Origin of the sequence: Halospina denitrificans, assembly GCF_004364635.1 — a bacterium.
Classification (GTDB): domain Bacteria; phylum Pseudomonadota; class Gammaproteobacteria; order Pseudomonadales; family Oleiphilaceae; genus Halospina; species Halospina denitrificans.
The window spans coordinates 638,716-659,593 of the sequence record NZ_SOAX01000002.1 but is presented as its reverse complement, the minus strand read 5'-3'; the positions used below and the strand labels follow the sequence as shown (position 1 = coordinate 659,593).

Annotated in this window: 29 protein-coding genes, 1 tRNA gene and 2 pseudogenes; 17 read left to right on the top strand and 15 right to left on the bottom strand. The window is 57.5% G+C overall.

All coding sequences use genetic code 11. The features are described from left to right. The first annotated feature begins 6 nt into the window (after window positions 1-6). From DES49_RS06725 to DES49_RS06715, 3 genes are all read left to right on the top strand, one after another. A complete protein-coding gene (locus DES49_RS06725; protein WP_166646015.1) occupies window positions 7-996 on the top strand; it encodes a lysophospholipid acyltransferase family protein in 990 nt (329 codons plus the stop codon). A gap of 1 nt (window position 997) precedes the next feature. Next, window positions 998-1,270 carry an oxidative damage protection protein gene (locus DES49_RS06720; RefSeq protein ID WP_133735603.1) on the top strand — a complete coding sequence of 91 codons (273 nt, stop codon included), beginning with the start codon at window positions 998-1,000 and terminating at the stop codon, window positions 1,268-1,270. 61 nt (window positions 1,271-1,331) lie between these two features. After that, window positions 1,332-1,407, top strand: a tRNA-Phe gene (locus DES49_RS06715). Window positions 1,408-1,477: 70 nt separating this feature from the next. On the opposite strand, the gene DES49_RS06710 is transcribed toward DES49_RS06715, so the two are convergent. Continuing rightward, window positions 1,478-1,678, bottom strand: coding sequence for a hypothetical protein (locus DES49_RS06710; protein ID WP_133735602.1), 201 nt, complete (start codon window positions 1,676-1,678; stop codon window positions 1,478-1,480). A 4-nt stretch (window positions 1,679-1,682) separates the two neighbouring features. Further along, window positions 1,683-1,979, bottom strand: coding sequence for a BrnT family toxin (locus DES49_RS06705; protein ID WP_133735601.1), 297 nt, complete (start codon window positions 1,977-1,979; stop codon window positions 1,683-1,685). 648 nt (window positions 1,980-2,627) lie between these two features. Here DES49_RS06705 and DES49_RS06700 point away from each other — a divergent pair. Then, entirely contained in the window at window positions 2,628-3,038 is a 411-nt protein-coding gene (locus DES49_RS06700; RefSeq protein ID WP_133735600.1) for a PH domain-containing protein, read from the top strand. A gap of 57 nt (window positions 3,039-3,095) precedes the next feature. Here the strand turns inward: DES49_RS06700 and DES49_RS15605 are convergent. Next, window positions 3,096-3,239: pseudogene (locus DES49_RS15605) on the bottom strand (phage integrase); the annotation flags it as partial. Between the two features lie 155 nt (window positions 3,240-3,394). Here DES49_RS15605 and DES49_RS06690 point away from each other — a divergent pair. After that, window positions 3,395-3,652: a hypothetical protein gene (locus tag DES49_RS06690; protein WP_133735599.1), complete on the top strand. Its 258-nt coding sequence runs from the start codon at window positions 3,395-3,397 to the stop codon at window positions 3,650-3,652. Window positions 3,653-3,742: 90 nt separating this feature from the next. After that, window positions 3,743-3,991: a hypothetical protein gene (locus DES49_RS06685; RefSeq protein WP_133735598.1), complete on the top strand. Its 249-nt coding sequence runs from the start codon at window positions 3,743-3,745 to the stop codon at window positions 3,989-3,991. A 325-nt stretch (window positions 3,992-4,316) separates the two neighbouring features. Here the strand turns inward: DES49_RS06685 and DES49_RS06680 are convergent, their stop codons facing one another. The 3 genes and pseudogenes from DES49_RS06680 to DES49_RS15600 all read right to left on the bottom strand — a co-directional run. Beyond that, window positions 4,317-4,568, bottom strand: a complete 252-nt coding sequence (locus DES49_RS06680) for a hypothetical protein (RefSeq protein WP_133735597.1) — start codon at window positions 4,566-4,568, stop codon at window positions 4,317-4,319. Next, on the bottom strand, window positions 4,565-5,386 hold the full coding sequence (locus DES49_RS06675; protein ID WP_243864933.1) for an enoyl-CoA hydratase: 822 nt from the start codon (window positions 5,384-5,386) through the stop codon (window positions 4,565-4,567). The genes DES49_RS06680 and DES49_RS06675 overlap by 4 nt, the downstream gene beginning before the upstream one ends. Beyond that, a pseudogene (locus tag DES49_RS15600) lies at window positions 5,372-5,698 on the bottom strand (CoA-binding protein); the annotation flags it as partial. The pseudogene DES49_RS15600 and the gene DES49_RS06675, both read right to left, overlap by 15 nt. Window positions 5,699-6,059: 361 nt before the next feature. Here DES49_RS15600 and DES49_RS06670 point away from each other — a divergent pair. The 3 genes from DES49_RS06670 (at window position 6,060) to DES49_RS06660 (ending at window position 7,477) form a co-directional block, all read left to right on the top strand. Next, window positions 6,060-6,482, top strand: a complete 423-nt coding sequence (locus DES49_RS06670; RefSeq protein ID WP_133735596.1) for an MAPEG family protein — start codon at window positions 6,060-6,062, stop codon at window positions 6,480-6,482. Window positions 6,483-6,722: 240 nt separating this feature from the next. Further along, complete coding sequence (locus tag DES49_RS06665; protein ID WP_166646013.1) at window positions 6,723-7,088, top strand: DUF4174 domain-containing protein; 366 nt, start codon at window positions 6,723-6,725, stop codon at window positions 7,086-7,088. A 128-nt stretch (window positions 7,089-7,216) separates the two neighbouring features. Next, on the top strand, window positions 7,217-7,477 hold the full coding sequence (locus DES49_RS06660; protein ID WP_133735594.1) for a TIGR02647 family protein: 261 nt from the start codon (window positions 7,217-7,219) through the stop codon (window positions 7,475-7,477). Between the two features lie 134 nt (window positions 7,478-7,611). Here the strand turns inward: DES49_RS06660 and DES49_RS06655 are convergent, their stop codons facing one another. Beyond that, on the bottom strand, window positions 7,612-8,724 hold the full coding sequence (locus DES49_RS06655; protein ID WP_133735593.1) for a porin family protein: 1,113 nt from the start codon (window positions 8,722-8,724) through the stop codon (window positions 7,612-7,614). A gap of 244 nt (window positions 8,725-8,968) precedes the next feature. Here DES49_RS06655 and betI point away from each other — a divergent pair, with 244 nt between their 5' ends. From betI to DES49_RS06635, 4 genes are all read left to right on the top strand, one after another. Next, window positions 8,969-9,574 (top strand): transcriptional regulator BetI, encoded by a 606-nt coding sequence (gene betI / locus DES49_RS06650; RefSeq protein WP_133735592.1) that lies wholly within the window; start codon window positions 8,969-8,971, stop codon window positions 9,572-9,574. Beyond that, entirely contained in the window at window positions 9,565-11,028 is a 1,464-nt protein-coding gene (gene betB / locus DES49_RS06645) for a betaine-aldehyde dehydrogenase (RefSeq protein WP_133735591.1), read from the top strand. The genes betI and betB overlap by 10 nt, the downstream gene beginning before the upstream one ends. Window positions 11,029-11,187: 159 nt before the next feature. Next, on the top strand, window positions 11,188-12,873 hold the full coding sequence (gene betA / locus DES49_RS06640; protein ID WP_133735590.1) for a choline dehydrogenase: 1,686 nt from the start codon (window positions 11,188-11,190) through the stop codon (window positions 12,871-12,873). 123 nt (window positions 12,874-12,996) lie between these two features. Then, a complete protein-coding gene (locus tag DES49_RS06635; protein ID WP_133735589.1) occupies window positions 12,997-14,199 on the top strand; it encodes a BCCT family transporter in 1,203 nt (400 codons plus the stop codon). A gap of 86 nt (window positions 14,200-14,285) precedes the next feature. Here the strand turns inward: DES49_RS06635 and DES49_RS06630 are convergent, their stop codons facing one another. The 5 genes from DES49_RS06630 to DES49_RS06610 form a co-directional block, all read right to left on the bottom strand. Further along, window positions 14,286-14,732: an SRPBCC family protein gene (locus DES49_RS06630; RefSeq protein WP_133735588.1), complete on the bottom strand. Its 447-nt coding sequence runs from the start codon at window positions 14,730-14,732 to the stop codon at window positions 14,286-14,288. Window positions 14,733-14,847: 115 nt separating this feature from the next. Then, entirely contained in the window at window positions 14,848-15,132 is a 285-nt protein-coding gene (locus tag DES49_RS06625) for a hypothetical protein (RefSeq protein WP_133735587.1), read from the bottom strand. Window positions 15,133-15,223: 91 nt separating this feature from the next. Next, window positions 15,224-16,033, bottom strand: coding sequence for a sterol desaturase family protein (locus tag DES49_RS06620; protein ID WP_133735586.1), 810 nt, complete (start codon window positions 16,031-16,033; stop codon window positions 15,224-15,226). A gap of 44 nt (window positions 16,034-16,077) precedes the next feature. Beyond that, a complete protein-coding gene (locus DES49_RS06615; RefSeq protein WP_133735585.1) occupies window positions 16,078-16,686 on the bottom strand; it encodes a hypothetical protein in 609 nt (202 codons plus the stop codon). A gap of 84 nt (window positions 16,687-16,770) precedes the next feature. Next, window positions 16,771-17,007, bottom strand: coding sequence for a DUF5062 family protein (locus DES49_RS06610; RefSeq protein WP_133735584.1), 237 nt, complete (start codon window positions 17,005-17,007; stop codon window positions 16,771-16,773). A 148-nt stretch (window positions 17,008-17,155) separates the two neighbouring features. Here DES49_RS06610 and DES49_RS06605 point away from each other — a divergent pair, with 148 nt between their 5' ends. Then, entirely contained in the window at window positions 17,156-17,413 is a 258-nt protein-coding gene (locus DES49_RS06605) for a DUF4031 domain-containing protein (RefSeq protein WP_133735583.1), read from the top strand. Between the two features lie 38 nt (window positions 17,414-17,451). On the opposite strand, the gene DES49_RS06600 is transcribed toward DES49_RS06605, so the two are convergent. After that, window positions 17,452-17,670 carry a hypothetical protein gene (locus tag DES49_RS06600; RefSeq protein ID WP_133735582.1) on the bottom strand — a complete coding sequence of 73 codons (219 nt, stop codon included), beginning with the start codon at window positions 17,668-17,670 and terminating at the stop codon, window positions 17,452-17,454. A gap of 4 nt (window positions 17,671-17,674) precedes the next feature. Continuing rightward, window positions 17,675-17,908: a hypothetical protein gene (locus tag DES49_RS06595; RefSeq protein ID WP_133735581.1), complete on the bottom strand. Its 234-nt coding sequence runs from the start codon at window positions 17,906-17,908 to the stop codon at window positions 17,675-17,677. Window positions 17,909-18,016: 108 nt separating this feature from the next. Here DES49_RS06595 and DES49_RS06590 point away from each other — a divergent pair, with 108 nt between their 5' ends. Both DES49_RS06590 and DES49_RS06585 read left to right on the top strand, forming a co-directional pair. After that, window positions 18,017-18,553, top strand: coding sequence for a 3'-5' exonuclease (locus DES49_RS06590; RefSeq protein ID WP_133735580.1), 537 nt, complete (start codon window positions 18,017-18,019; stop codon window positions 18,551-18,553). Then, the gene (locus tag DES49_RS06585) at window positions 18,550-19,248 is read left to right on the top strand and encodes an SIMPL domain-containing protein (protein ID WP_133735579.1); all 699 of its coding nucleotides are present in this window, start codon (window positions 18,550-18,552) and stop codon (window positions 19,246-19,248) included. The genes DES49_RS06590 and DES49_RS06585 overlap by 4 nt, the downstream gene beginning before the upstream one ends. Window positions 19,249-19,314: 66 nt before the next feature. On the opposite strand, the gene DES49_RS06580 is transcribed toward DES49_RS06585, so the two are convergent. After that, window positions 19,315-20,124, bottom strand: a complete 810-nt coding sequence (locus tag DES49_RS06580; RefSeq protein ID WP_133735578.1) for a substrate-binding periplasmic protein — start codon at window positions 20,122-20,124, stop codon at window positions 19,315-19,317. A 170-nt stretch (window positions 20,125-20,294) separates the two neighbouring features. On the opposite strand from DES49_RS06580, the gene DES49_RS06575 reads away from it, so the two are divergent. Continuing rightward, window positions 20,295-20,807 (top strand): shikimate kinase, encoded by a 513-nt coding sequence (locus DES49_RS06575; protein WP_133735577.1) that lies wholly within the window; start codon window positions 20,295-20,297, stop codon window positions 20,805-20,807. Window positions 20,808-20,878 lie beyond the last annotated feature (71 nt).

The following is a 20,878-nucleotide window of genomic DNA, read 5'->3' as shown; positions in this document are numbered from 1 at the left end:
GCGACCTTGCGACCGATTCATCCGAAGTATTACTACCGCAATTTCATTCACCCGAAGTACTGGCCCACGTGGATCTCGATCGGAATACTGCGCGTGCTGGCCTGGCTTCCCGATTCCGTACTCCAGGCAATCGGGCGTGCGCTTGGCTGGTTGAGTTATCTGGTCGGGGCCGAGCGGCGTCATATTGCGGAGACCAATATCCGACTCTGCTTTCCCGAGCTTTCGGAAAAGGAGCGAAAAAAGCTGGCCCGCGAAAGCATTATTGCCACCATGAAGGGCTATGTGGAAAGCCCCAAGGGCTGGTGGGGGAACATGAAGCCCTATATCGACCGGCTTGAAGTCCATGGCCAGGAGCATCTGGACGAGGCGCGCCGCCGGGGCAAGGGCATTCTGATGCTGGGCGGGCATTTCAGCATCCTGGATTTTGCCGGCCCGCTGGCAAACGCGGTGTTTGAGTTCAACCACATGTACCGCCCCCAGGACAACGCGCTCTTCGATGCCATGATCGAGCGCAATCGGCGTAAGTTCAGCGGTGCGGCCTTTGATAAGCGCCAGCTCCGGGAGATGATCAATTACATCAAGAAAGGCAACATTGTCTGGTACGGGTGTGATCAGGATTTCGGGCGGCGCTACAGTGTATTCGCGCCGTTCTTCGGGATTGATGCCGCGACATTGACCACCCCGGCATGGATTGCCCGTGAAACCGGCGCCAGCGTTATCTTCCTGAGCCAGTTCCGCGAAGGCAACGGGGTCTACAGCATCCATTTCTCGGAAATTTTCGAGAACTACCCGGAAGAGGACGAAGTCGCGAACGCCACGCGCCTCAACCAGGAGATTGAAAAGGCGGTCATGCGCCACCCCGAGCAGTATCTCTGGGTGCACCGCCGCTTCAAGACGCGCCCCAAGGGAGAGCCGAGCCTCTACCCGCCCAAGAAGAAGAAACTCAAGAAACAGAAGCAGAAAGCCAAAGCACGCAATACCCAAGACGGAGCCTGAAATGAGCCGCACCGTATTCTGCCGCAAGTACCAGAAGGAAATGGAAGGGTTGGACTTCGCCCCGCTTCCCGGCGAGAAGGGCCAGGACATCTACAACAACGTCTCCAAGCAGGCCTGGGAGGAATGGCAGGCGCGCCAGACCCGCCTGATCAACGAAAAGCACCTGAACATGCTGGACCCCAAGGCACGGGAATACCTCCAGCAGCAGATGGAAGCCTTCTTCAACAACGAGGGATCCGACGAGGCCGACGGCTTCGTACCCCCTGAAGAATGAAAGGAATCCGGCCATCGCCTCTTGACGATGGCCGGCGAAATCGGTTTAATAGCGCCCCGTTGCCCGGATAGCTCAGTCGGTAGAGCAGTGGATTGAAAATCCTCGTGTCGGTGGTTCGATTCCGCCTCCGGGCACCACTAGATATCAACAAAAAAGCCCGCCTTGTGCGGGCTTTTTTGTTTCTGGGCGCCGTGTCGTGTACTGGCCTTACTTTATACCTTCGATTAAATCGATGTCTTTTTTCAGCAGATCATTAATAAGAGTATTGAGGTCGACGCCTTTGGATTCTGCTTTAGCGGTGAAATACTTGAGGACCTCTTCTTCCAGATAAAGCGGCATATTGTGCCGGGCATTTGGGTCGTAGAACTTACCTCTTTCGGCTTTCGAGAAATCGTATTCGTCCTGCATATCGTCACCCCTGCTCGTATTGCCTGATCTCGTGCCTGGTCGCCCGCCGAGCCGATATCACTCTGATGGTTACGCTTTTTTGGTCCTGGGCTTTATACGTGTGAGCTACAACAAGGTAGTGTTGGCCAGCCACCACTCCCAATGTCACCCAGCGGTCTTCCCCTGGATCAGAGTCTTCATCGTCAAGCTGACTCATAGCCATCGGATCCTTGAAAACCGCCGCAGCCTGTTCAAAGGTAACACCATGTTTTCTAAGGTTTGCGACGGCTTTAGCCGGATCCCATTCAAAATTGTATTCCATCAGCCGTAACCCGTCCGCTCTCGGGCGGTTATTCCTTCGTGCTGTCGCTTTTTCTATAGCATATCAGATGCCGAGTTTACCTTGCTTTGATGATCCATGAACCTGTAATTCATCCGCTCGTTTCAATACCTCTGCCCCTCGGATTGCGCGCCGGAATACAGTCGAATAGCTGACGAAGGGCACTTCCTGGATCAGCTCCAGTCCACGAGCTGTCACCGCAACTGCGGCTCTTTGCGGTCTTGGGTAGTCGTAAGATTCTGGCTGCGCAGAATTATGGTTTGATGTGGTCTTTTTTGGCGGATTGAAAACCCACGTGTCGGTGATTCGATTCCGCCTCCGGGCACCACCAAATTAAGAAGACTCAGCCCGCCTTGCGCGGGCTTTGTTTCTGGCCGTCCACATTTCGTCCACGCCGCTTAGACTTCCGATCACAACGAAGCAGCGTTTACCTCTCCGTCCAGTCTAATCGAATGGGCACAAGCGACAGGCCAAACGATTACGCGGCATAAACTCCCTTTATGCGCTAGGCTGTTCTCCAACGCAGTTTTCTCGGATAGCTGGTGCTATATAGACGTCACAACTATTGAGATCGGTGAATTCCAGCGATTACCTGTTAGAACGAAAAGTAGATCAAAAAGGAGAGGTTTAATGTCATATATCGAGGAGTCGCTTTCGGCGAACGAGGAAGTTGTTGCGAGATTCAAACTCCACTGGTTTGCCTGGGTTCCGATGGTTATATGGATAATCTTGGGGCCTGTTACTGTAGGGATTACCTGGTTGCTAGCGATATACGAATACCTTCGGCTCAAGTTTCTGGAGCATGGATTGACGAATAAGCGCGTTATTCTGAAAAAGGGAATAATTAGTAGGAACACCGAAGAAATGAAACTCCAATCCATAGAGACGGTAGAAATCCTGCAAGGTATTATAGGGCGTATATTTGGGTTCGGAACCGTCAAAATTACTGGTCGCGGAATTAGTGATTTCGTGTTTAAAAACATCGATGACCCAATGTCCGTAAAGCGACGTATCGAAGGCGTGAGCAATCCCGCAGATTAAGCGCTAGCAATGCACTCAAGGTGACGCTCGCAAAATCGAGCGCGCCTGAGTGCAGCATTAAACCGCAGGTCCATATTCTACCGCGTCCCTCAAATGGTCCGGAGAAAGGTGTGCGTAGCGCATCGTGAGCTTAATATCCGAGTGTCCTAGGATTCGTTGAAGCGTCAGGATATCGCCCCCGTTCACCCTGAAGATGCCGGCAGGTATGGGTCATATTGTTCCTGGTGACGTTTGAATTGAGCATGGTTGGTCCTTCTAAACTACGCTTTATTTCACGCCGTTGATTGTGATCACCACCGGGGAAGTGGTCTTACCAGAAGTGATCAACGCGATTCGGTTTAGGGGCGTAAAAAGGAATGGCTGACTCAGGCGGTGATCTGTTTAAGAGGATTATGCTGCGTGGTTTGGGCGTTGGCGCCCTTGTCCACGCATTCTATGCGTTGATGGAAGGCGCGGTCCGCTTTCCTGGTGGTCGTGGGGGAACTGGCGGGGGCTGGGTGTACTGGTCAGAAGATCCAGGTGTATTCCTCGTCATGTTTATCATGTTTGTGGGCCTCGGTGTGACAGGCTTGATTATCAAACCTGTTGGGGAGGATGGTCTCCCGCCTGATTGAGGCCATTGGTAACCCTATAACCATCATCTCAAATCGTTATTTGCTGAAGGGAAACACGGTCAAAAATTCCTGAATTCTGAGAGTGTCGGTATGAAAACAGGAGATTTTGAGTTTTCGGTGTTTCTTTCCTTCAGTGGTTTGATCGTCTTGAGCACCGTTATCTATGGCTTGGCCACTGGAGATATTGTGACCGTTGGAGGTGGGCGATACAGCGCTGACATCATCTGGCTCTCATCAGATAATGAGTCCGACAGGTTCTGGTTTGCTGTTTGTTTCCATCTTTTTATTGCCGGTTTTTGTGCGTACCAAGCTGTGCAAACTGCCAAAGGAAAAGATTAAGCTATTAGCCGAGAAGCGGCAGGTCGCACACCGGTAGCTCAGCGCTTGAAGGTGTCCATGAACTGTCAACATAGCTGGTGGTTATTGCGGGTTTCTGCGGTCTTCGAGAGCTTTAAGTATCTGATTGTGCAGCACTATGGTTTAGCGTGGCTGTCTTTCACTGGATTGAAAATCCTCGTGTCGGTGGTTCGATTCCGCCTTCGGGCACCACCAAATTAAGAAGACTCAGCCCGCCTTGTGCGGGCTTTGTTGTTTCTGGTCCGGAAGATGCTGCCGGCGTGATGCTTCGATGCCCCGCCTGGGTGAGCAGCGAAATTGCTCCGATTTATCCCTGAGTCGTCTTTTCCCAGTAGTCGTAGTACCAGTCTGCCAGGTCGATATCGGCCTCGACGCCTTGTCCGTTCTTGTAGGCCATATGCAGAATCATGGCGGCCCATGGGTAGAGCTCATAGCAGCTTTTGGCGTGGGAAACGGCTTCTTCGTACGCTGAATGCCGCCACAGAACGCCAGCCAGAACGTGTCTTGCTGCTGCCTCTTGATCCGGATATTCCACGGCCTGTCTCAGATACGGTTTCATTCATCCGACCATTGCGGTGTGCGCTTATCGATGAAAGCGTTGATGCCCTCTTCAGCGTCAGGTTTCAGAAGATTATCGACCATGACGTTGGAGGCGTATTCATACGCCTCGGCGAGCGGCATTTCACGCTGCCGGTAAAACGCTTCCTTGCCGGTTTTCAGGATCATGCTGGATTTGGCGGCAATCGTCTGTGCAGTGCCATGGGTGTAGTCACTGAGTTGTTCCTCCGGCACCGTTCGATTGAGCAGCCCAATTGCCGTCGCGTGCTCCGCATCAATCATCTCACCGGTCAGGAGCATCTCCATGGCTGCCTTGTTTCCAACATTGCGGGAAAGCGCCACCATCGGGGTCGAGCAGAACAGGCCGATGGTGATGCCGGGCGTTGCGAAACGCGCAGAGTGGGATGCATAGGCCAGGTCACAGCTGGCAACCAACTGGCAGCCGGCAGCCGTGGCAACGCCGCCAACCTCCGCGATCACGGGTTTGGGATTGGTCACGATCGCCTGCATGACGCCACAGCAAGCGGCCATGGTTTCCTTGAAGAAGGCCCGGCCGCCATCGGGTGCCTGCCGCGCCCGTGTCATCTCCCTCAGGTCGTGGCCGGCGCTGAATGCCCGGCCTTTGGCAGCCAGGATAATGACCCGGATTGAGGCATCCTCTGCGGCCTCGTCCAGAGCCGTCCGCAGTCGTGTCAGCATGTCCATGGAGAGGGCATTGCGCCGCTCGGTGTCATTCAGGGTCAGGCGCAGGACGCCCTCGCTGCTTTTTTCCCGTAAAAGGATGGAGTCAGTCAGTTCGATCTTGGGGCACCGGTCCATCACCACTTTCATGCCATTCTGCTCAGCAATGCGCTCGGCCTCCTCGTCGTGGATTCCGAGCTGCGCCCAGAGTACGCTGGCTCCGATTTCCTGCGCTTCGCGGGCAATGCCTGCCAATTCACCGGATGGCCGGAAGACGTCCACCATATCCACGGTCTGTTCGATGGATTTCAGTGAGGGATAAACCTTGAGGCCACAGATTTCGGTCACGTCCGGGCGGGGATTGACCGGTACAACATCGTACCCGGCCTCGACCAGAAACTGCAGGACCTTGTTGCTTGGCTTGCTCGGGTCAGCGCTGGCTCCGACCATCGCAATGCACCTGACTGAGCCCAGAATCTGCTGAATATAGTCGTTAGAATACTTGTCACCGAACCTGGTATTGGTCATGCGCTCACTCTCAAAATAAGCTGTTCTAGGAATTCGGGGCACTACATAAAGCGGCGTACTGCTCACTTTTTAATGGTGTCACTTCTGCTGGAACTTACGTTTTACTTTGGGTGGTCTCGATGGGTCAAATCATTCAGAGTTTTCCTCCGGCTCAACATTCCCTACCAGCTGTAATGCCATCGCTAGTATCATGCCTTCCCGATCAAGAGACAGGTGTGGCCGCTGAATTCCAGCTATCACCTGTTATGCCGTATTCGTCATTTTGTCATGCAGGAGGTAGGTAATGACTTTTCCAATATGGATGCTGCTGGGTTTTGCTGTTTGGACAGTACTCATTCTGCTTTTCACGGTAGGTATCTACCGTTGGAGTCGTATCCTGCGGGGCAAAACGGAGATCAAATCATTCCGCGCTGACGTCATAGAGGGCGAGGATTGGTATCTTCGTTCGATGCGGGCACACGCCAATTGTGTGGAAAACCTGCCGGTGTTCGGCGCGATAGTTTTTGCACTCTATGCGAGTGGGATTTCAGGTACCGCCACAAACGTCCTGGTCGCGCTTGTGCTGGTCGCTCGGGTATGCCAGTCGATTACCCATGTGGCTCTTACGCAGACAAATGCCGTGGCTTTCGTCCGCTTTATTTTCTTTTTTATTCAACTTATGAGTTTTCTTGGCCTGTCGGGCATTATCCTGTGGGAGTCGCTGTAAAGGGCTTTATGGATGGCGCCGCCACCGGCAGGTGCGGGTAGTGGCGACCTTAGCCGTCTGGATCAGAGGTACTTTTACGGGCCTGAAAAGTGCCTTTCAACCGGTTTTGGCTCTCCGGCGTAAGTTAATGGTGGAGCGTCATGTTTTCCGCTGAAATGGAGTGCCTTATCCATGTTCGTTACAAGGTCCTTGACCATCATCTTGAGCCTGTTTCTGGTTTCGACAGCTGGAGCACAATCAATGGAGTCCCTTTCCGATCTGCAGTGGGAAAATCGAATCATCCTGGTGAAAGCTTCCAGCAATCCTGAAGAAGCGGTTGGACTATTGCACAAGTTCCGCGATGGGGTGGCCGAACGGGATGTCCTGTGGTTCGTTGTTACTGACCAGGCCATTGAATCCAACCTGCAGACCATGACTGCCGGTATGGCCGAGAGTGTCCGTCAGAAGCTTGAAGTCCAGCCCGAGGGTGCAAGCGTAATTCTGGTTGGCAAGGATGGAGGCATAAAGGATCGCGGTAGTGAGCTGGACCTGGAGCGCCTCTTTTCCAGAATCGATCAGATGCCAATGCGACTCAGGGAAATGCGCGAACAGGATGAGGGCGAATAATTAAACCGAGGGAAGAGGCCCTCACTTGCCAGACCGGTCGAAGCCCTCATCAACTTGGGAATTATCATTGTCGCCTGGCGTTTTCTGGCGTACACATGGACATGTGAGCCAAAAACAGGAGTAAACCCATGCCTTTTTCCTCCGAGCACATCGCTGAACTGAATCTGCTGGCGCGGTTTGAGTCACCCTCCTCGCTGGCGGGTATCAAGGTCCACAGTAATCAGGCTGATCCAGAGACCGTTGCTGCGGCTGAACGTCTGTACAGGAAGGGGTTGATTACACAAAAGGACGGCGGCTACCTCACGAGCCAGGGGTGCGAGGCTTTAGAGCACTCGCAGAAGCTGCAGGGTATTCTTTCCAGTGAGCAAACCAATCGGCTTGAGCTATGAGTTGAAGATCGCGTGGCGTCGCTTTTGCTCCGCTTGGCTTACCCTTGCCAGATCCCGAGCATTGCCCCAGTGCCCAGAACGAGGGTGGCGCCACTACCGGCATCTACCGGTAGTGGCGTCCTGAGTCGGCTGGCTCAGAAGTAGTAGTCCATGGTCACGTACATGGCATCGAAGTCGGCTTCGTAGATATCACCATTGGCATCGATATCGCCGTCTGACTTCAGGTATTCAAGGTAGATCCAGCCGGGACCATAGTCATAGGTAACACCGGGCGAGAAGGCGTAGACGGTATCGGCCTGGTTGCCGTCCGTGTCCGTGTTGGCTGCCGTTGCGTCCAGGAACATAAACCAGTTGCCGACGCTGTAGCCGCCCTGGAGGGCATAACGGGTGTTCTCGATGTCATTGGCCACGTTGGGAACATCCCGGTTCACCTGCATGGCCTCCGCCTTGGCCGTGAATGGGCCGTACGCGCCTTCGTAGTAGAGCGCGAGAGCGTTGTGCGAGCCATCATCCAGGTCGGTACAGCTGGTTGTGCAGGCGTTGGCGTGATCCGTTAGGTCCTGGAGCTTGCCGGCCTGGGCCGAGAGGCCGAATGCACTGCTGCCGCCATCACTACCAAAGGTGTAGCTGGCGTCCGCCACGCCGGTCTGGATCTTGCGGTAGGTTGTGGACGAGCCCCAGTGGCCGTTGTCGTCGATAGTGTCCGTGCTGGTCTCGCCCCAGTCATCCTGGTGGTAATAGGCCGCTGCAAGATCCCAGCCGCCAACGTCGCCGGTGAACTTGGCACCCACGTCCATCTGGTCGCCGTAGCCCCCCAGCAGGAGATCGCCGGGCCAGAAGTTCACGGTTTTCCAGCCGAAGGGAACTTCGCTCTTGCCGATCTTCATGTCCCAGTTCTCACCGATGCTGCGACCTGCCCAGAGCTTGTGGACGGCGGTAAAGGAACCGGTTGAGTTATTGTCCGGGTCCGAGAAGCTGCCCGGGCCAAACCGCACTTCGGCGGAAAGGCGCCAGGGGCCGTCCTCCTGGGTGTGATCCCCGTAGAGAATCAGGGACTCACGGCCGATATCGCCGCCGGTTTCCTCGTCCAGGTCGCTGTTGAAGGCGGGCGCTGCAAAATCAGAATCCGTTACATACCGATAGCTGGCCCAGACCCCCGCGGAGATGTTGGTCGATGCCACGGCCAGCGAGGGTGCTGCTGCGGTGACGGAGGCTGCTACTGCTGCCGCTAACAGGTTTCGATTCATTGCTTAAGCTCCTTTGTCTAAGGGATTTCCGAGACGTTCGAGTTGCAGGAGGGTAATTTTATTTTAATTGAGCGTCCAGTTAAAAAAAGAAATATGATCCGGACCGATTTTTTACATTGCGGACAGGTTCCTGATCACACGTCAGTTTTGGGGTTGGGGTACAATCGTTGGAGAACCGGCCTGTTGATTCAGGGTGAACAGCAGGCTATCCTTTAAATTAATTGAACGGTCAATCAATAAAACTATGCCTAAAGTCGGAGTCCAGGAAGAGCGCAGACGCCAGCTGATCGAAGCCACGCTCGAGGTGGTGGGGGAGCTGGGTCTCCAGAGTGCAACCATCGGTGCCATCAGCCGTACGGCGGGGATGTCGTCGGGGTTGATCAGCCATTACTTCGGTGGCAAGCAGGCGCTGATCGAGGCCACGCTGCGCCAGTTGCTCGAAGAACTGAAGATTGCGCTACTGGCGCACACCAAGGCGGCATCCCTCACGCCCCAGCAACGGCTGGTGGCGATTGTTGAGGCCAACTTCAGCGACTTCCAGCGTTCCACTGCCACCACCGGAACCTGGCTCAGTTTCTGGGCGCGCGCCATCCACGAACCCGGATTGGCCCGCCTCCAGCACATCAACAACCGCCGTCTCTACAGCAACCTCTGCTATTCCTTCCGGCAGCTGTTGCCGGCGGAGGTGGCCCGGGATGCCGCCAAGCAGACCTCGGCGCTGATCGACGGGTTCTGGCTGCGCAGTGCTCTCTGGCCCGACCAGGAGCAGGGTTTCCGGGAGAGTGAGGCGCTGTGCAAGGCATTCATCAACGACACACTGAAACAACACGGAGTCGAACCATGCCACTGACCCGCTACCAGAATTTTGTGGCCGGCAAGCCCATGCCCAACAGCACCGGCGAAACCTTCGAGGTGGTCAACCCCGGCACCGGGGAAGTGATCTACGAAGTGGAGGTGGCGGACGAAGGCGTGCGCCAGGCCGCCCTCGAGAGCGCGCGCTTAGGCTTCGCCACCTGGTCCGCCATGACCGGAATGGAACGGGCCCGCATCCTCAACCGGGCGGTGGCGCTGCTGCGCGGGCGCAACGACGAACTCGCGAAGATCGAAGTGCTCGACGCCGGCAAGCCCTGGCAGGAAGCCAGCGAGGTGGACGTGAACACCGGCGCCGACTCCCTGGAATTCTATGCCGGCCTGGCCCCGGCACTGGAAGGCAACCAGCAGGATCTGGGCGGCGACTTCTACTACACGCGCCGCGAGCCTCTGGGCGTGTGCGCCGGCATCGGCGCCTGGAACTACCCGCTGCAGATCGCCTGCTGGAAGTCCGCCCCGGCGCTGGCCTGTGGCAACAGCATGATCTTTAAGCCCTCTGAGGAAACCCCGCTGGGCGCGCTCAAACTGGCCGAGATCTTTATGGAAGCGGGCATGCCGGCGGGCGTGTTTAACGTCGTCCAGGGCGCCGGCGAGGTGGGCGCCTGGCTGAGCCACGAACCGGGCATCGACAAGGTCTCCATCACCGGCGAAGTGGGCACCGGCAAGAAAGTCATGGCCGGCGCTGCCACCACCCTGAAGGAAGTCACCATGGAGCTCGGCGGCAAATCGCCGCTGATCATCTTTGACGACGCCGAGATCGACAACGCCGTCTCCGCCGCCATGCTCGCCAACTTCTACACCCAGGGCGAGATCTGCACCAACGGCACCCGCGTCTTCGTGCACGAGGACCTGTACACGACCTTCATGGAGAAGCTCCTCGAGCGCACCCGCAACAACATCATCGCGGGCGACACCCTGGACCCCGAAACCAACTTCGGTGCCCTCATCTCCAGCAAGCACCGCGATCGGGTCATGGACTACATCCGCAAGGGCATCGATGAAGGCGCAACCCTGGCCTGCGGCGGCGAGGAACTCTCCCCGGCCGGCGTCGAAGGCGGCTACTTCGTCGCACCCACCATCTTCACCGGCTGCACCGATGACATGACCATCGTGAAGGAAGAAATCTTCGGCCCCGTCATGAGCGTGCTCACCTTCCGCGACGAAGACGACGTCATCCGCCGTGCCAACAACACCCACTACGGCCTGGCCGCCGGCGTCTTCACCCGCGACATCAAGCGCGCCCACCGGGTCATCCACCAGATGCAGGCCGGCATCTGCTGGATCAACGCCTACAACGAATCACCTTCAGAAATGCCGGTGGGCGGCTACAAACAATCCGGCATCGGCCGGGAAAACGGTCTGGCAACCATCAACCACTACACCCAGCTCAAATCGGTTTACGTCGGAATGGGAGATATTGAGGCGCCGTTCTGACGGCGTTTTCCCCTGAATTTGATCAGGGGAGGGCGGGGTAGCCTGATCGGGAGTGTCTTGAGCCATGGATGGCGAAAGCAAGCCTACATGGATGTATTCACGGCGTCTCCCGATCAGGCTACCCCGCCCTCCCCGGCACCAGAACCCCGGGTAACTAAAATGAGTAAACACCAATACGACACCATCATCGTCGGCGCCGGCTCAGCCGGCTGCGTACTGGCCAACCGGCTCACCGAGGACCCCCACCACAAGGTCCTCCTGCTGGAAACCGGCGGCAGCGACCGCAGCATCTTCATCCAGATGCCCACGGCGCTGTCGATCCCGATGAACACCAGAAAGTTCGCCTGGCAGTTCCATACCGAGCCGGAACCCTACCTGGACGGCCGGCGCATGCACTGCCCACGCGGCAAGGTACTGGGCGGCTCCTCGTCCATCAACGGCATGGTCTATGTACGCGGTCACGCCAAAGACTTCGATGAGTGGGAAGAACACGGCGCCGAAGGCTGGAACTACCAGAACTGCCTGCCGTACTTCAAAAAGGCCGAAACCTGGGTCTTCGGTGGTGACACCTACCGTGGCGATTCCGGCCCTGTGGGTACCAACAACGGCAACAACATGAAAAACCCGCTCTACCAGGCCTTCATCGACGCCGGCGAGCAGGCGGGTTATCCCGTGACCAGGGACTACAACGGTCACCAGCAGGAAGGCTTCGGCCCCATGCACATGACGGTGAAGAACGGCGTGCGCTCGTCCACCGCCAACGCCTACCTGCGCCCGGTCATGGATCGCCCAAACCTGACGGTCATGACCGGAGCCCTGGTCCACAAGGTGCTGCTCAACGGCAAGCAGGCCGTGGGCGTGCGCTACGAGCGTGGCGGCAAGGTGCAGGATGTGAAGGCCAACAGCGAGGTGATCCTCTCGGCCGGTTCCATCGGCTCACCCCAGATCCTGCAGCTCTCGGGCATCGGCAACCGGGAAGTGCTGGAGAAGGCCGGCATCGAGGTGAAGCACGAGCTGCCGGGCGTGGGCGCGAACCTGCAGGATCACCTGGAGTTCTACTGCCAGTTCCGCTGCAAGCAGCCCACCTCACTGAACGGCAAGCTCAACCTCTGGAACAAGTTCCTGATCGGCGCGCGATGGATCCTGAAGAAGGACGGCCTGGGCGCCACCAACCACTTTGAGTCCTGCGCCTTCATCCGTTCCAAGGCGGGTGTCGAATGGCCCGACCTGCAGTATCACTTCCTGCCGGCAGCCATGCGCTATGACGGTAAGGAGGCCTTCGACGGCCACGGCTTCCAGGTGCACGTAGGGCACAACAAGCCGAAAAGCCGGGGGCACGTGTACGTGCGCTCGGCCGACCCGAAGGCAGCACCGGAGATTCTGTTCAACTATCTGGAACACGAGGACGACCGCGAAGGCTTCCGGGACTGCGTGCGCCTGACCCGCGAGATCATCCACCAGCCGGCGATGGACGACTATCGCGGCGAGGAGATCCAGCCCGGGGCGGACGTGACCACGGACGAGGCGATTGATGCGTTTGTCCGCCAGGCGGTTGAAAGCGCCTACCACCCCTCCTGTACCTGCGCGATGGGCACGGACGAGCAGGCGGTGATCGACCCGGAGACCCGCGTTCGCGGCATCGGTGGCCTGCGCGTGGTGGACTCCTCGGTATTCCCAACCATTCCCAACGGCAACCTGAACGCGCCCACCATCATGGTGGCCGAGCGGGCGGCGGACCTCATCCGGGGGCGTGAGCCCGAGGCGCCGCCTGATGTGCCGGTGGGTATGGACGAGCACTGGCGGGAGCGCCAACGGGCCGGAGAGCCTGCACGCGCGATCCGCTGACCCTTCCCCCCTTCCTGGTGTAACCAGCGCTGAACTGGGCGGCCTGTCAACGGCTCCAGGCCGCCCGGAAGGGGGACTATGTGCATAAAAAAGAGACGCCGCAACCAGCAAAGGAGTTGGTTTATGTTGACCTGGTTAAGTATCGGACTGGTGTTTACCTTCACCATGATCGTGGTAATCCTGCTGCGGTGGGGGAATCTTCAGGTGGTGGGTGTAACCCCGGTCCGCACCTTCACCTTCATGGCAATCCTGTTCACATCCGGCCTCGACGTGGGCCTTATCATGTTCCCGCTCACCGAGTTCGGTGGCTATGCGGAGGACTACAGTGTGACCAACCCGCTCGCCGTCGAGTTCGGGTTCTGGGCCTTCCTGATCTGGGGGTTCTACTTCCTCACCTGCTTCTACTTCTGCGTGATCGAACCACGGGTGAAGTTTTTCGAGATTCCAGTCGTAAAGGTCATCAACAACGTGGTGATCATCGGCACCTGTGCCTTTACTGCCTTCCTTCTGCTGAAGAACCTTCCCTGGTACCTGCCGGAAATGGGCGATAACGAAACCGCGCAGACGGTTTTCTACGGCATTGTCTTTATCTCCATCGGGGCGGCCGTCTACTCCAGTACCAGCCTCAAGTACGTGCGGGTTCTGAGCGTGAGCACAAGCTGGATGTTCATCGGGTTGATCGCGCTGTTCTGGTACTACGCGTTCATGACCGAGCAAGGGAGCTTCGGGGACTTTGCCGGAACCCTGAGCCTGCTGGGCGGTTACTTCGGCAATATCCATGAATTCATGCTGCCGCTGAGTGACTATCACGCCTTCTACCTGTACTGGTGGTTTGCCTGGTCCATCATGATTGGCCAGTTCACCTCCCGCTTCGTGGGTGGTCTGCGCACCTGGCAGCTGCTGCTGGCAATGCTCTTCCTGCCGTCGATCGCCATCGGCATCTGGTTCACGGTGCTCTACTACTACCATCTGGAAGACATCGGCACCACGGGCGTGTTCAACATCCTCATGGTCACAGTAGGCATCACCATGGTCATCAACTCACTGGACTCGCTGATCCGCCTCTATACCGACAACCTGAACCTGACGGTGAAGCGCTTCGGCAAGGGCCGCTACTTTGCGGGCAACCTGGTGGCGATGATCGGCCTGACGCTGCTGTTCCAGCTGGAATTCATCAAGATCCAGTGGGTCGGCGCACTGGTGATCGGAATCTACTTCGCGTGCATCCTGTACATCGTCACTCGCTACTGGAATACGGTGCGTACCATCAACAGCTCGCCGGAAGAGAACAAGCTGGACTACAGCCTGGTCGACTCCGCGAATTGATGAGCTGATGTAGCCCGTGAGGCTGGAATGGCTGGATGACGTCTGAATCCTAATGGCGGGATAGGGCGTTATCCAGCTCCCTCCCTTCAGCCGCCGGCAGTCAGCCGCCGGTCAATCGCCTTGAGCATACTGCCAAAGGCCTTTGTTCCCGCCTTCGCCGCAACCGGTGACAGAACCCGCCCAATCAGTGGAATACGAATGCGGAAGACGGACGTCCAGGTGACCTTCGTTCCCTGCCCGGTCTCTTCCAGGCGGATGCGTCCGCTTTCATGCTCAATCGGTGGGCGTGAGCGCAGGATCCGATAATCCATGGTCGTGGGTCTGTGGAAATTACTGATCTCCTCCTCGAACCAGACCGCGCCCAGATCAATGCGACGCACGGCGCCATCCCCGTTGCGTTCCCGGGGGCCTTCTTTGATAAGCCAGGAATCACGGATGCCGTCGAACTCCCTGTAGTTTGCGTGGTCACTCAGCAGCTCGAAGACCTGCTCGATGGGGGCGTTGATGGTGCGTTCAACGACGATTGTCTGCATTGTGTGCTCTTTTCGGTCTGCGGACGTGGGGTTTCGAAGGTAAGGGGCTGAAAGGAAAGCCGATGACCTGCTTTAACTGCGCAAGCAGCGTCATCGGAACCGGCTGGCTCAGTGTTTACCAGCTGGAATCACCGGCGTGTTCGTCCTCCTCGTCGGATTCAGCCGCCTCGCCGGCATGCTCGTCGGATTCAGCTTTTTCCTCGTCGCGTTTGTCGGACTTGCGCTTCTCATCATGCTCGGACTTTGCTTCATCACCGGCATGCTCGTCTTCCGCCTGCTCTTCGGTTTCGGCACTGTCACCGGCGTGTTCATCGCCGTGGCTGGACGCCAGCGCCGGGCCACCGAATGCAAGACCCGCGAGAATCGCGAGCACTGTCGCTATGGAATGGAAACGTTTCATGCTTTCTTCTCCTTATTGATGGAAAGTATCCTTCGGTCATGCACTTCAGACTGTCGGGGCCTGCGCCTCTTCAGTCAAGCACTTACAGGTTCTACGTCGTTGATTGTCGCTCCGGATCATCCTGGTTCTGGTTGCGCTGGGCGAATGGCTCGGTCAGCCAGGTGACAAACGACAGGTAGTCGTCACGCCCCTCGGCCAGACCGAGTTCCTTCATTTCCGTTTCATCGGGCTCCCTGTAGGTACCGAAAAGGTGATCCCAGATGATGAAGATGGTGGCAAAGTTGGCGTCCCCGGTTCGCCGGGAAACCGTGTGGTGGCTGGTGTGGAAGCGCGGCGTCACGATGAACAGGCGCAGGACACGTTCCCAGCGGTCCGGGAAATCAATGTTCGAGTGATGGAACTGGCTGGCCATGCTTACCGCAATCTCGAACGCGGCGAAGGCCACCAGGCTCGGCCCCCAGACGGCGATCCAGACCAGTTTCACGAAAAAGGAGATGAAGAGCTCACCCGGGTGGAAACGCAGGGCCGTGGTGACGTCCACATGGGTATCAACATGGTGCACCTTGTGGAAGCGCCAGAGCAGTCCAACCCGATGATTGAAGCGGTGCCACCAGTAGTCGAACATATCCAGCACGATGATGGTGGCAATGATGCCGCCAAAACCGCTGTAGCCCAGCATGGGCGCCAGTCCCCAACCCTGGCTGGCAATGTATTCCGTCCAGTACAGGAAGGGCGCCAGGATGATGAGCTTGAGGGCCACAGTGTTGAATACCGCCATACCGGCATGCATCCGGAGCCGTTGTCCGCGCGGTTCCTGCCAGGGGCGTTTGGCCGCCAGGCTCTCGATCAGGAAGAAGAGCGCGAATCCGCCGAGAAAGAGGGGCAGCTTCAGGTCGTCCATAGTGCCAGCTCCGATACGCTCCAGTGCCGCTCGTTCAAGGGCGGCTACCGGAGCAGGTTGATCCGGTCATTCACGAAGTTATAGCGCGGTTGCTGGACCCATTCGCCATGCTCATGCACGGGCAGCTTGTGGACGTTCTCCTCATAGACCACCAGCTCACCGTCATGGACCTGTAGCCAGAAATCCAGGTCATAGGTCTTGTAGGGATCACCAATGGCGGCGAAGTTGGTGCACGCGAAGTAATGGCCATCGCCCATGGTGCGCACCGGGTCATGGATCTTCTGGAAACGGAGCTCGAGCGTCTGGCTGGTTCGCGGGTCCGTGATCTCGAATACGCCGGGGTTGCCCATCTGCGTGCGGTTTTCAATGTGCTCGCGCATCGCGGCCTTGATCTCGCCGGCAGTGAATTCCTCCGGGTCCCGTTTCTTTGTTGAGTCCCCGGTCTGCGCCTGGGTGTCCTGTTTCTCCGGCTCCGGCTCCGGCTCCGGCTCAGTAGCCTGCTGGCTTGCGTTTGGTTCACTTGACTCTTCGGTGGTGGTCTCTTCGCCACTACCGGCCGTGTCACCGCCGCACCGTGCCAGTGCCAGAACCAGTATGACGGGCAGGGCAAGCATCCCCTTTCGAAGCAGCCAGGTTAAGCGGTCCTCCTGCATGGTGTCGCTCCTTTTCCAATCCAGTACCAACCCTGTACGAACAATAGGCGGGCTTCGTGCAATACGTCGCGGTGAATACCCGGTTTACTTGAGCTTGGAGGCCCAGATCGCCAGCTTGTGCTTCATGGCCTTCTGCGAGATCTGGTCTTCCGGAATGGGCTGGATCACGTTGTCGTGCACCAGGAGTCGGTAAATGTACTCGATTTTCTCCTCCTGGGAATCCGTGGCCTCGAACTCCACAACACCCCGGTTTTCGCCATACTTCATGCCTTCATCAATGGCTTTCTTGACCATCTCTTTTTCATTTTTCAGTTTTTTCATGGTCGCCTCACAGGTGAGCTCCGCTATACGCCTGAATCCACTGTAACGCCGTGACTGACGATCAGCCAGCCATTATCCTCTGGGCTCAAGGAAGCCGGGAAGGCATAGTACCGGTGAAGAGCCTTGTTGAGCGGGAAGGGGGAGTTGCTTGGCGGTTTATGTAGATGATGCCGGAATCTGGTGGCGCCAGAAGCGCCGCTACCACATGAGCGCTGATTATCTCAGCGAACTCCATGAATTTGCCCGGCAACTCGGGGTGAACGTACTCTGGTTCGACGGCGTTGAGCGCCACCCCCATTACGACATCACGGCGGAGCAGCGACAACGGGCCATTGCCCGGGGCGCCGTGGCGGTGAGCAAGAGGGAAATGGTGGTTATCGCGCGGGAAATCCGCCGCGATGGGTGAGCGATCCCCGGTTCGGCAACTCTGGCTTGAGCCTGGATTCAGAAAGAGGAGGCAATTTGCTGCTCAACGCTCTCGGGCAATGGCATCCGTATGAACCATGAGGCCGGATAGAGGTAATCTTCACCTGACTCATCGACCACGCGGATCATTTCCTGTTTCTCGGCGCTGGCATCCGGAAGTACTTCATAGAGCTTGCGCGGTTCCAGAGACGCTTCGTAGCCTTCGTTTTTCAGACACATGGCGAAATGATGACTCATCGTGTCAGTCCAGTAATCGTTTAATCTTGAATTCTTTTCTGCCGATTCCGTGAGCTTCGTACCAGTGAAGTTCCGCAAAAGCCCTGGCGCCAGATTCCAGTTCGATTATCGCATGGCCCTTACGCTTTCTCCAATTGCCAGGTCCGTAGACCTTTTTCAGCCGAGCCAGCTCATGTATACCCTGACCGCGAGCAAAGGTTTCAATATTGCGTAATGGGCTGACGATTCGGAAATTCATGGCGCCGTCCCTGGCATTTCAATGTAATGGCGTCTGGTATTGGTACCTTGAAGGCCCGTAGGATACCAAGTCGGGTGCTGAAGGGGCGAGCTTCGTCCTGCGCGACTGATGAGTCATGATACGGGCAAGCTGAAGGACGGTTGTTCCATGTATATTCTCGATATTGAAGCCAGCGGCCTGGGCCCCGAGTCCTATCCCATTGAGATCGCCTGGTGTTCGCTGGACGGCGAGCAGTCCTGGAGTGTGTTTATCAATCCGGAGACAGCGGGCGACTGGGAGGACTGGGATGATTATGCCGAGGAGGCGATCCACGGCATCTCGCGTGATGAGCTGCTGCGTGAAGGTCAGGATGTTGTGACGGTGGCGCGTGAGCTTGAACAGCGGCTGGGCGGGGAGGAGGTGTTTTCGGATGCGGTGCCATTCGATGATTTCTGGCTGCGCCGGCTGTTCGGGGCTGTTGGTAGCCATAACCCGGTGCGGCTCCAGCAACTGGAAACCATCTACTGCAGCCGTTATGCCATTGAAATCGGGGAGGCGCTATCGCGGTTCGAGCCACCCCATCGCGCCCTGGCGGACTGTCGGGGCATGGCGGAACTGGTCCGGTCCGTGATCGGGCAAAAGGGATTTCATGAGGAGGAAGTATGAGTCACCGATTGGTTATGGTGGTTGCTGCCGTGGTGATGCTGGTGGGCTGCAGCGGAGACAAGGGCGCCGAAACGCATAGCGTCGAAGTGAGCGGCACCGGTGAAATCACGCTGCCCGCGGAACTGGCGGATCTGCACCTGGGGTTTGAGGTGACGGCTGATGGCGCCTACGAGGCCAGTGAGCGCCTGCGGGCGAAGGTGAATCCCTTGATCGAGGAATTGCGGGGTTCATTGCCTGAAGGTGCGGAACTGCAGGCGCGCTCCCTGTCTGTTTCCCCGCAGTACCGGTGGGACGAGGGTGAACGGAGCCTGGCGGGCTACCAGGCAACGCGCACTGTTGAGTTGTTGGCGCTGCCGGTTGGCGAGCTGGGGGAGTGGACCGCCCGACTGTCCGAGGCTTCGCCCCAGAGGCTTTCCGTAGCGAACTTCCGGCTGGAGGAGGGCGATACCGCTGAGCAGCAGGCGCTGGCCGGGGCCTTCCGCAGCGCCCGCCGACGTGCCGGCTCCCTGGCGGAAAGCGCCGGCCGTGAACTCGGGCAGGTGATTTCGATCAAAGAGCAACAGGTATCACAGCCCGGACCGCGCCCCATGATGATGGCCGCTGACACCAGGGAGAGCGCCAGTGAGCCGGATGAATTCGAGGCGGGTGAGGTGAGTGCGCAAGCCGAGGTGCGCGTCACTTTCGCCCTTGAGTAACAGCGAACCCCAGTGCTGGCGCATGCCGACCAGCTGCTCGCCAATGTGGATGAGCTTTGAAGGGCGCTACTGCGCTGAATTGGCATCGAAGCGGTCGAACACGGACTGGATGCGACCGTTGGCTTTCATGCGTGCAATCTGTTCATTCAGTGTGCTGACCACTGATTGCGGGTCTGGAAGCGCTCTGGACACCATGATGTGAACAGGGGTCTCGATAGTGCGGCTCAGGATGAAGAAGTCCTCATGAGCCAGCTCCTGTTCGTGGTTGATGATGAATTCGCCCACGCGCTCCGAGACAAGCACCAGATCCACGCGGCCAAACCTGAGCATGTGCATGCAGTTCACCATGGCCCTGGGGCGCTTGATCACGAGACGGGTCTGCTTGAAAAGGCTTTCCGCGACACGGGTGTTATAACCCTGGGGTAAGCAGACGCTGGGGTCCTTAATTGCCTTCAACCGCGTATTCGGCTCGATGTGTTTGCGTGTTGCGAACAGACGGATGGACGTCGTGAAGAGGGGGGCCGTGAACAGGAAGTCCTCGGCGCGCTCCTCGTTGTAGGCGTAAGGGAATGCCCCGAGGTGCATTCCCTTGCGGGCCTCTCGATAGGCACGATTCCAAGGCCGAAACTGGACTGAGACATCCTTGTCAATCGGGGCGAATGCCTCCCTGGCAATGGCGCTTGCAATGCCCCGGTCCGGAAGCTGCTTGCCAACATAGGGCCCCCAGTCTTTCCAGGTGACAATGGTTGAAGGGCGGGCGGCCTGGGCGGGGAGCGCTGTTAACAGCAATATTGCGGCAGCCGTCAGGACTAGGGGGCTGCGACGGATCAAGGGGCGCCAACCGGCAATGGCTCTGTATATTCTGTGCATGTCCATTTGTCTAGATTCCCGCTGATTAATGGAGCAAGTCAAGCTGGTTCTGGTCTCGTGCCCATCTCTATGCGTACGACAATCCGTGGGTCCGCGACCAATCCGTGCTTAATGGGTATCCTGGAATGGGGTTACCATGAAGGTCTCCCTGAGACGCCGCCTGAGGTGCAGCCGTCATGGCAGATAAAAGCAACATCGTTCTGATCGGGATGCCGGGCTCCGGCAAAAGCACGGTTGGGGTCCTGCTGGCCAAGGCAAGCGGAAAAGGCTTTGTGGATACGGACCTGCTGATCCAGAGCAGTACCGGCTGCACCCTGCAGCAGATCGTCAACACGCGCGGCTATGAGGCGTTGCGTGATGAGGAGGAGCGGGTGCTGAGCTCACTGGCGGTGTCCGATCACGTGATCGCCACGGGCGGCAGTGCGGTCTACAGCCACAGGGCCATGGAGCACCTCGGAAAAGACGGCGTTATCGTCTTTCTCGACGTATCGCTGGCCTCAATCAGGCAGCGGATTGGTGATTACAGCCTTCGCGGCATATCCAAGCGCCCGGATCAGACACTTGATGAGCTTTTCGGTGAGCGCCTCGCACTCTATCAGCAATATGCAGACCTGACGGTTGATGGCAACGGTCGGACGCAGCAACAGGTCTGCGATGCCATCCTGGCGCGGTTGAGCCAGGTGCAATAACCCAACAGATTCCCTTATCACAGGAAACCGGAGACAACATGGAGAGACAGGCGAGTACATTCAGTGCAATC

Bases quoted from the DNA above. Each gene is read 5' to 3' on its own strand.
- DES49_RS06580 (WP_133735578.1), bottom strand. From the start codon at position 20,124: ATGGACATGCACAGAATATACAGAGCCATTGCCGGTTGGCGCCCCTTG.
- betB (WP_133735591.1), top strand. From the start codon at position 9,565: ATGCCACTGACCCGCTACCAGAATTTTGTGGCCGGCAAGCCCATGCCC.
- betI (WP_133735592.1), top strand. From the start codon at position 8,969: ATGCCTAAAGTCGGAGTCCAGGAAGAGCGCAGACGCCAGCTGATCGAA.
- DES49_RS06585 (WP_133735579.1), top strand. From the start codon at position 18,550: ATGAGTCACCGATTGGTTATGGTGGTTGCTGCCGTGGTGATGCTGGTG.
- DES49_RS06720 (WP_133735603.1), top strand. From the start codon at position 998: ATGAGCCGCACCGTATTCTGCCGCAAGTACCAGAAGGAAATGGAAGGG.
- DES49_RS06660 (WP_133735594.1), top strand. From the start codon at position 7,217: ATGCCTTTTTCCTCCGAGCACATCGCTGAACTGAATCTGCTGGCGCGG.
- DES49_RS06685 (WP_133735598.1), top strand. From the start codon at position 3,743: ATGAAAACAGGAGATTTTGAGTTTTCGGTGTTTCTTTCCTTCAGTGGT.
- DES49_RS06625 (WP_133735587.1), bottom strand. From the start codon at position 15,132: ATGAAACGTTTCCATTCCATAGCGACAGTGCTCGCGATTCTCGCGGGT.
- DES49_RS06630 (WP_133735588.1), bottom strand. From the start codon at position 14,732: ATGCAGACAATCGTCGTTGAACGCACCATCAACGCCCCCATCGAGCAG.
- DES49_RS06600 (WP_133735582.1), bottom strand. From the start codon at position 17,670: ATGAGTCATCATTTCGCCATGTGTCTGAAAAACGAAGGCTACGAAGCG.
- DES49_RS06670 (WP_133735596.1), top strand. From the start codon at position 6,060: ATGACTTTTCCAATATGGATGCTGCTGGGTTTTGCTGTTTGGACAGTA.
- DES49_RS06575 (WP_133735577.1), top strand. From the start codon at position 20,295: ATGGCAGATAAAAGCAACATCGTTCTGATCGGGATGCCGGGCTCCGGC.
- DES49_RS06665 (WP_166646013.1), top strand. From the start codon at position 6,723: ATGGAGTCCCTTTCCGATCTGCAGTGGGAAAATCGAATCATCCTGGTG.
- DES49_RS06620 (WP_133735586.1), bottom strand. From the start codon at position 16,033: ATGGACGACCTGAAGCTGCCCCTCTTTCTCGGCGGATTCGCGCTCTTC.
- DES49_RS06610 (WP_133735584.1), bottom strand. From the start codon at position 17,007: ATGAAAAAACTGAAAAATGAAAAAGAGATGGTCAAGAAAGCCATTGAT.
- DES49_RS06655 (WP_133735593.1), bottom strand. From the start codon at position 8,724: ATGAATCGAAACCTGTTAGCGGCAGCAGTAGCAGCCTCCGTCACCGCA.
- DES49_RS06635 (WP_133735589.1), top strand. From the start codon at position 12,997: ATGTTGACCTGGTTAAGTATCGGACTGGTGTTTACCTTCACCATGATC.
- DES49_RS06700 (WP_133735600.1), top strand. From the start codon at position 2,628: ATGTCATATATCGAGGAGTCGCTTTCGGCGAACGAGGAAGTTGTTGCG.
- DES49_RS06690 (WP_133735599.1), top strand. From the start codon at position 3,395: ATGGCTGACTCAGGCGGTGATCTGTTTAAGAGGATTATGCTGCGTGGT.
- DES49_RS06705 (WP_133735601.1), bottom strand. From the start codon at position 1,979: ATGGAATACAATTTTGAATGGGATCCGGCTAAAGCCGTCGCAAACCTT.
- DES49_RS06675 (WP_243864933.1), bottom strand. From the start codon at position 5,386: ATGGACCGGTGCCCCAAGATCGAACTGACTGACTCCATCCTTTTACGG.
- DES49_RS06680 (WP_133735597.1), bottom strand. From the start codon at position 4,568: ATGAAACCGTATCTGAGACAGGCCGTGGAATATCCGGATCAAGAGGCA.
- DES49_RS06615 (WP_133735585.1), bottom strand. From the start codon at position 16,686: ATGCAGGAGGACCGCTTAACCTGGCTGCTTCGAAAGGGGATGCTTGCC.
- DES49_RS06595 (WP_133735581.1), bottom strand. From the start codon at position 17,908: ATGAATTTCCGAATCGTCAGCCCATTACGCAATATTGAAACCTTTGCT.
- DES49_RS06590 (WP_133735580.1), top strand. From the start codon at position 18,017: ATGAGTCATGATACGGGCAAGCTGAAGGACGGTTGTTCCATGTATATT.
- DES49_RS06710 (WP_133735602.1), bottom strand. From the start codon at position 1,678: ATGCAGGACGAATACGATTTCTCGAAAGCCGAAAGAGGTAAGTTCTAC.
- betA (WP_133735590.1), top strand. From the start codon at position 11,188: ATGAGTAAACACCAATACGACACCATCATCGTCGGCGCCGGCTCAGCC.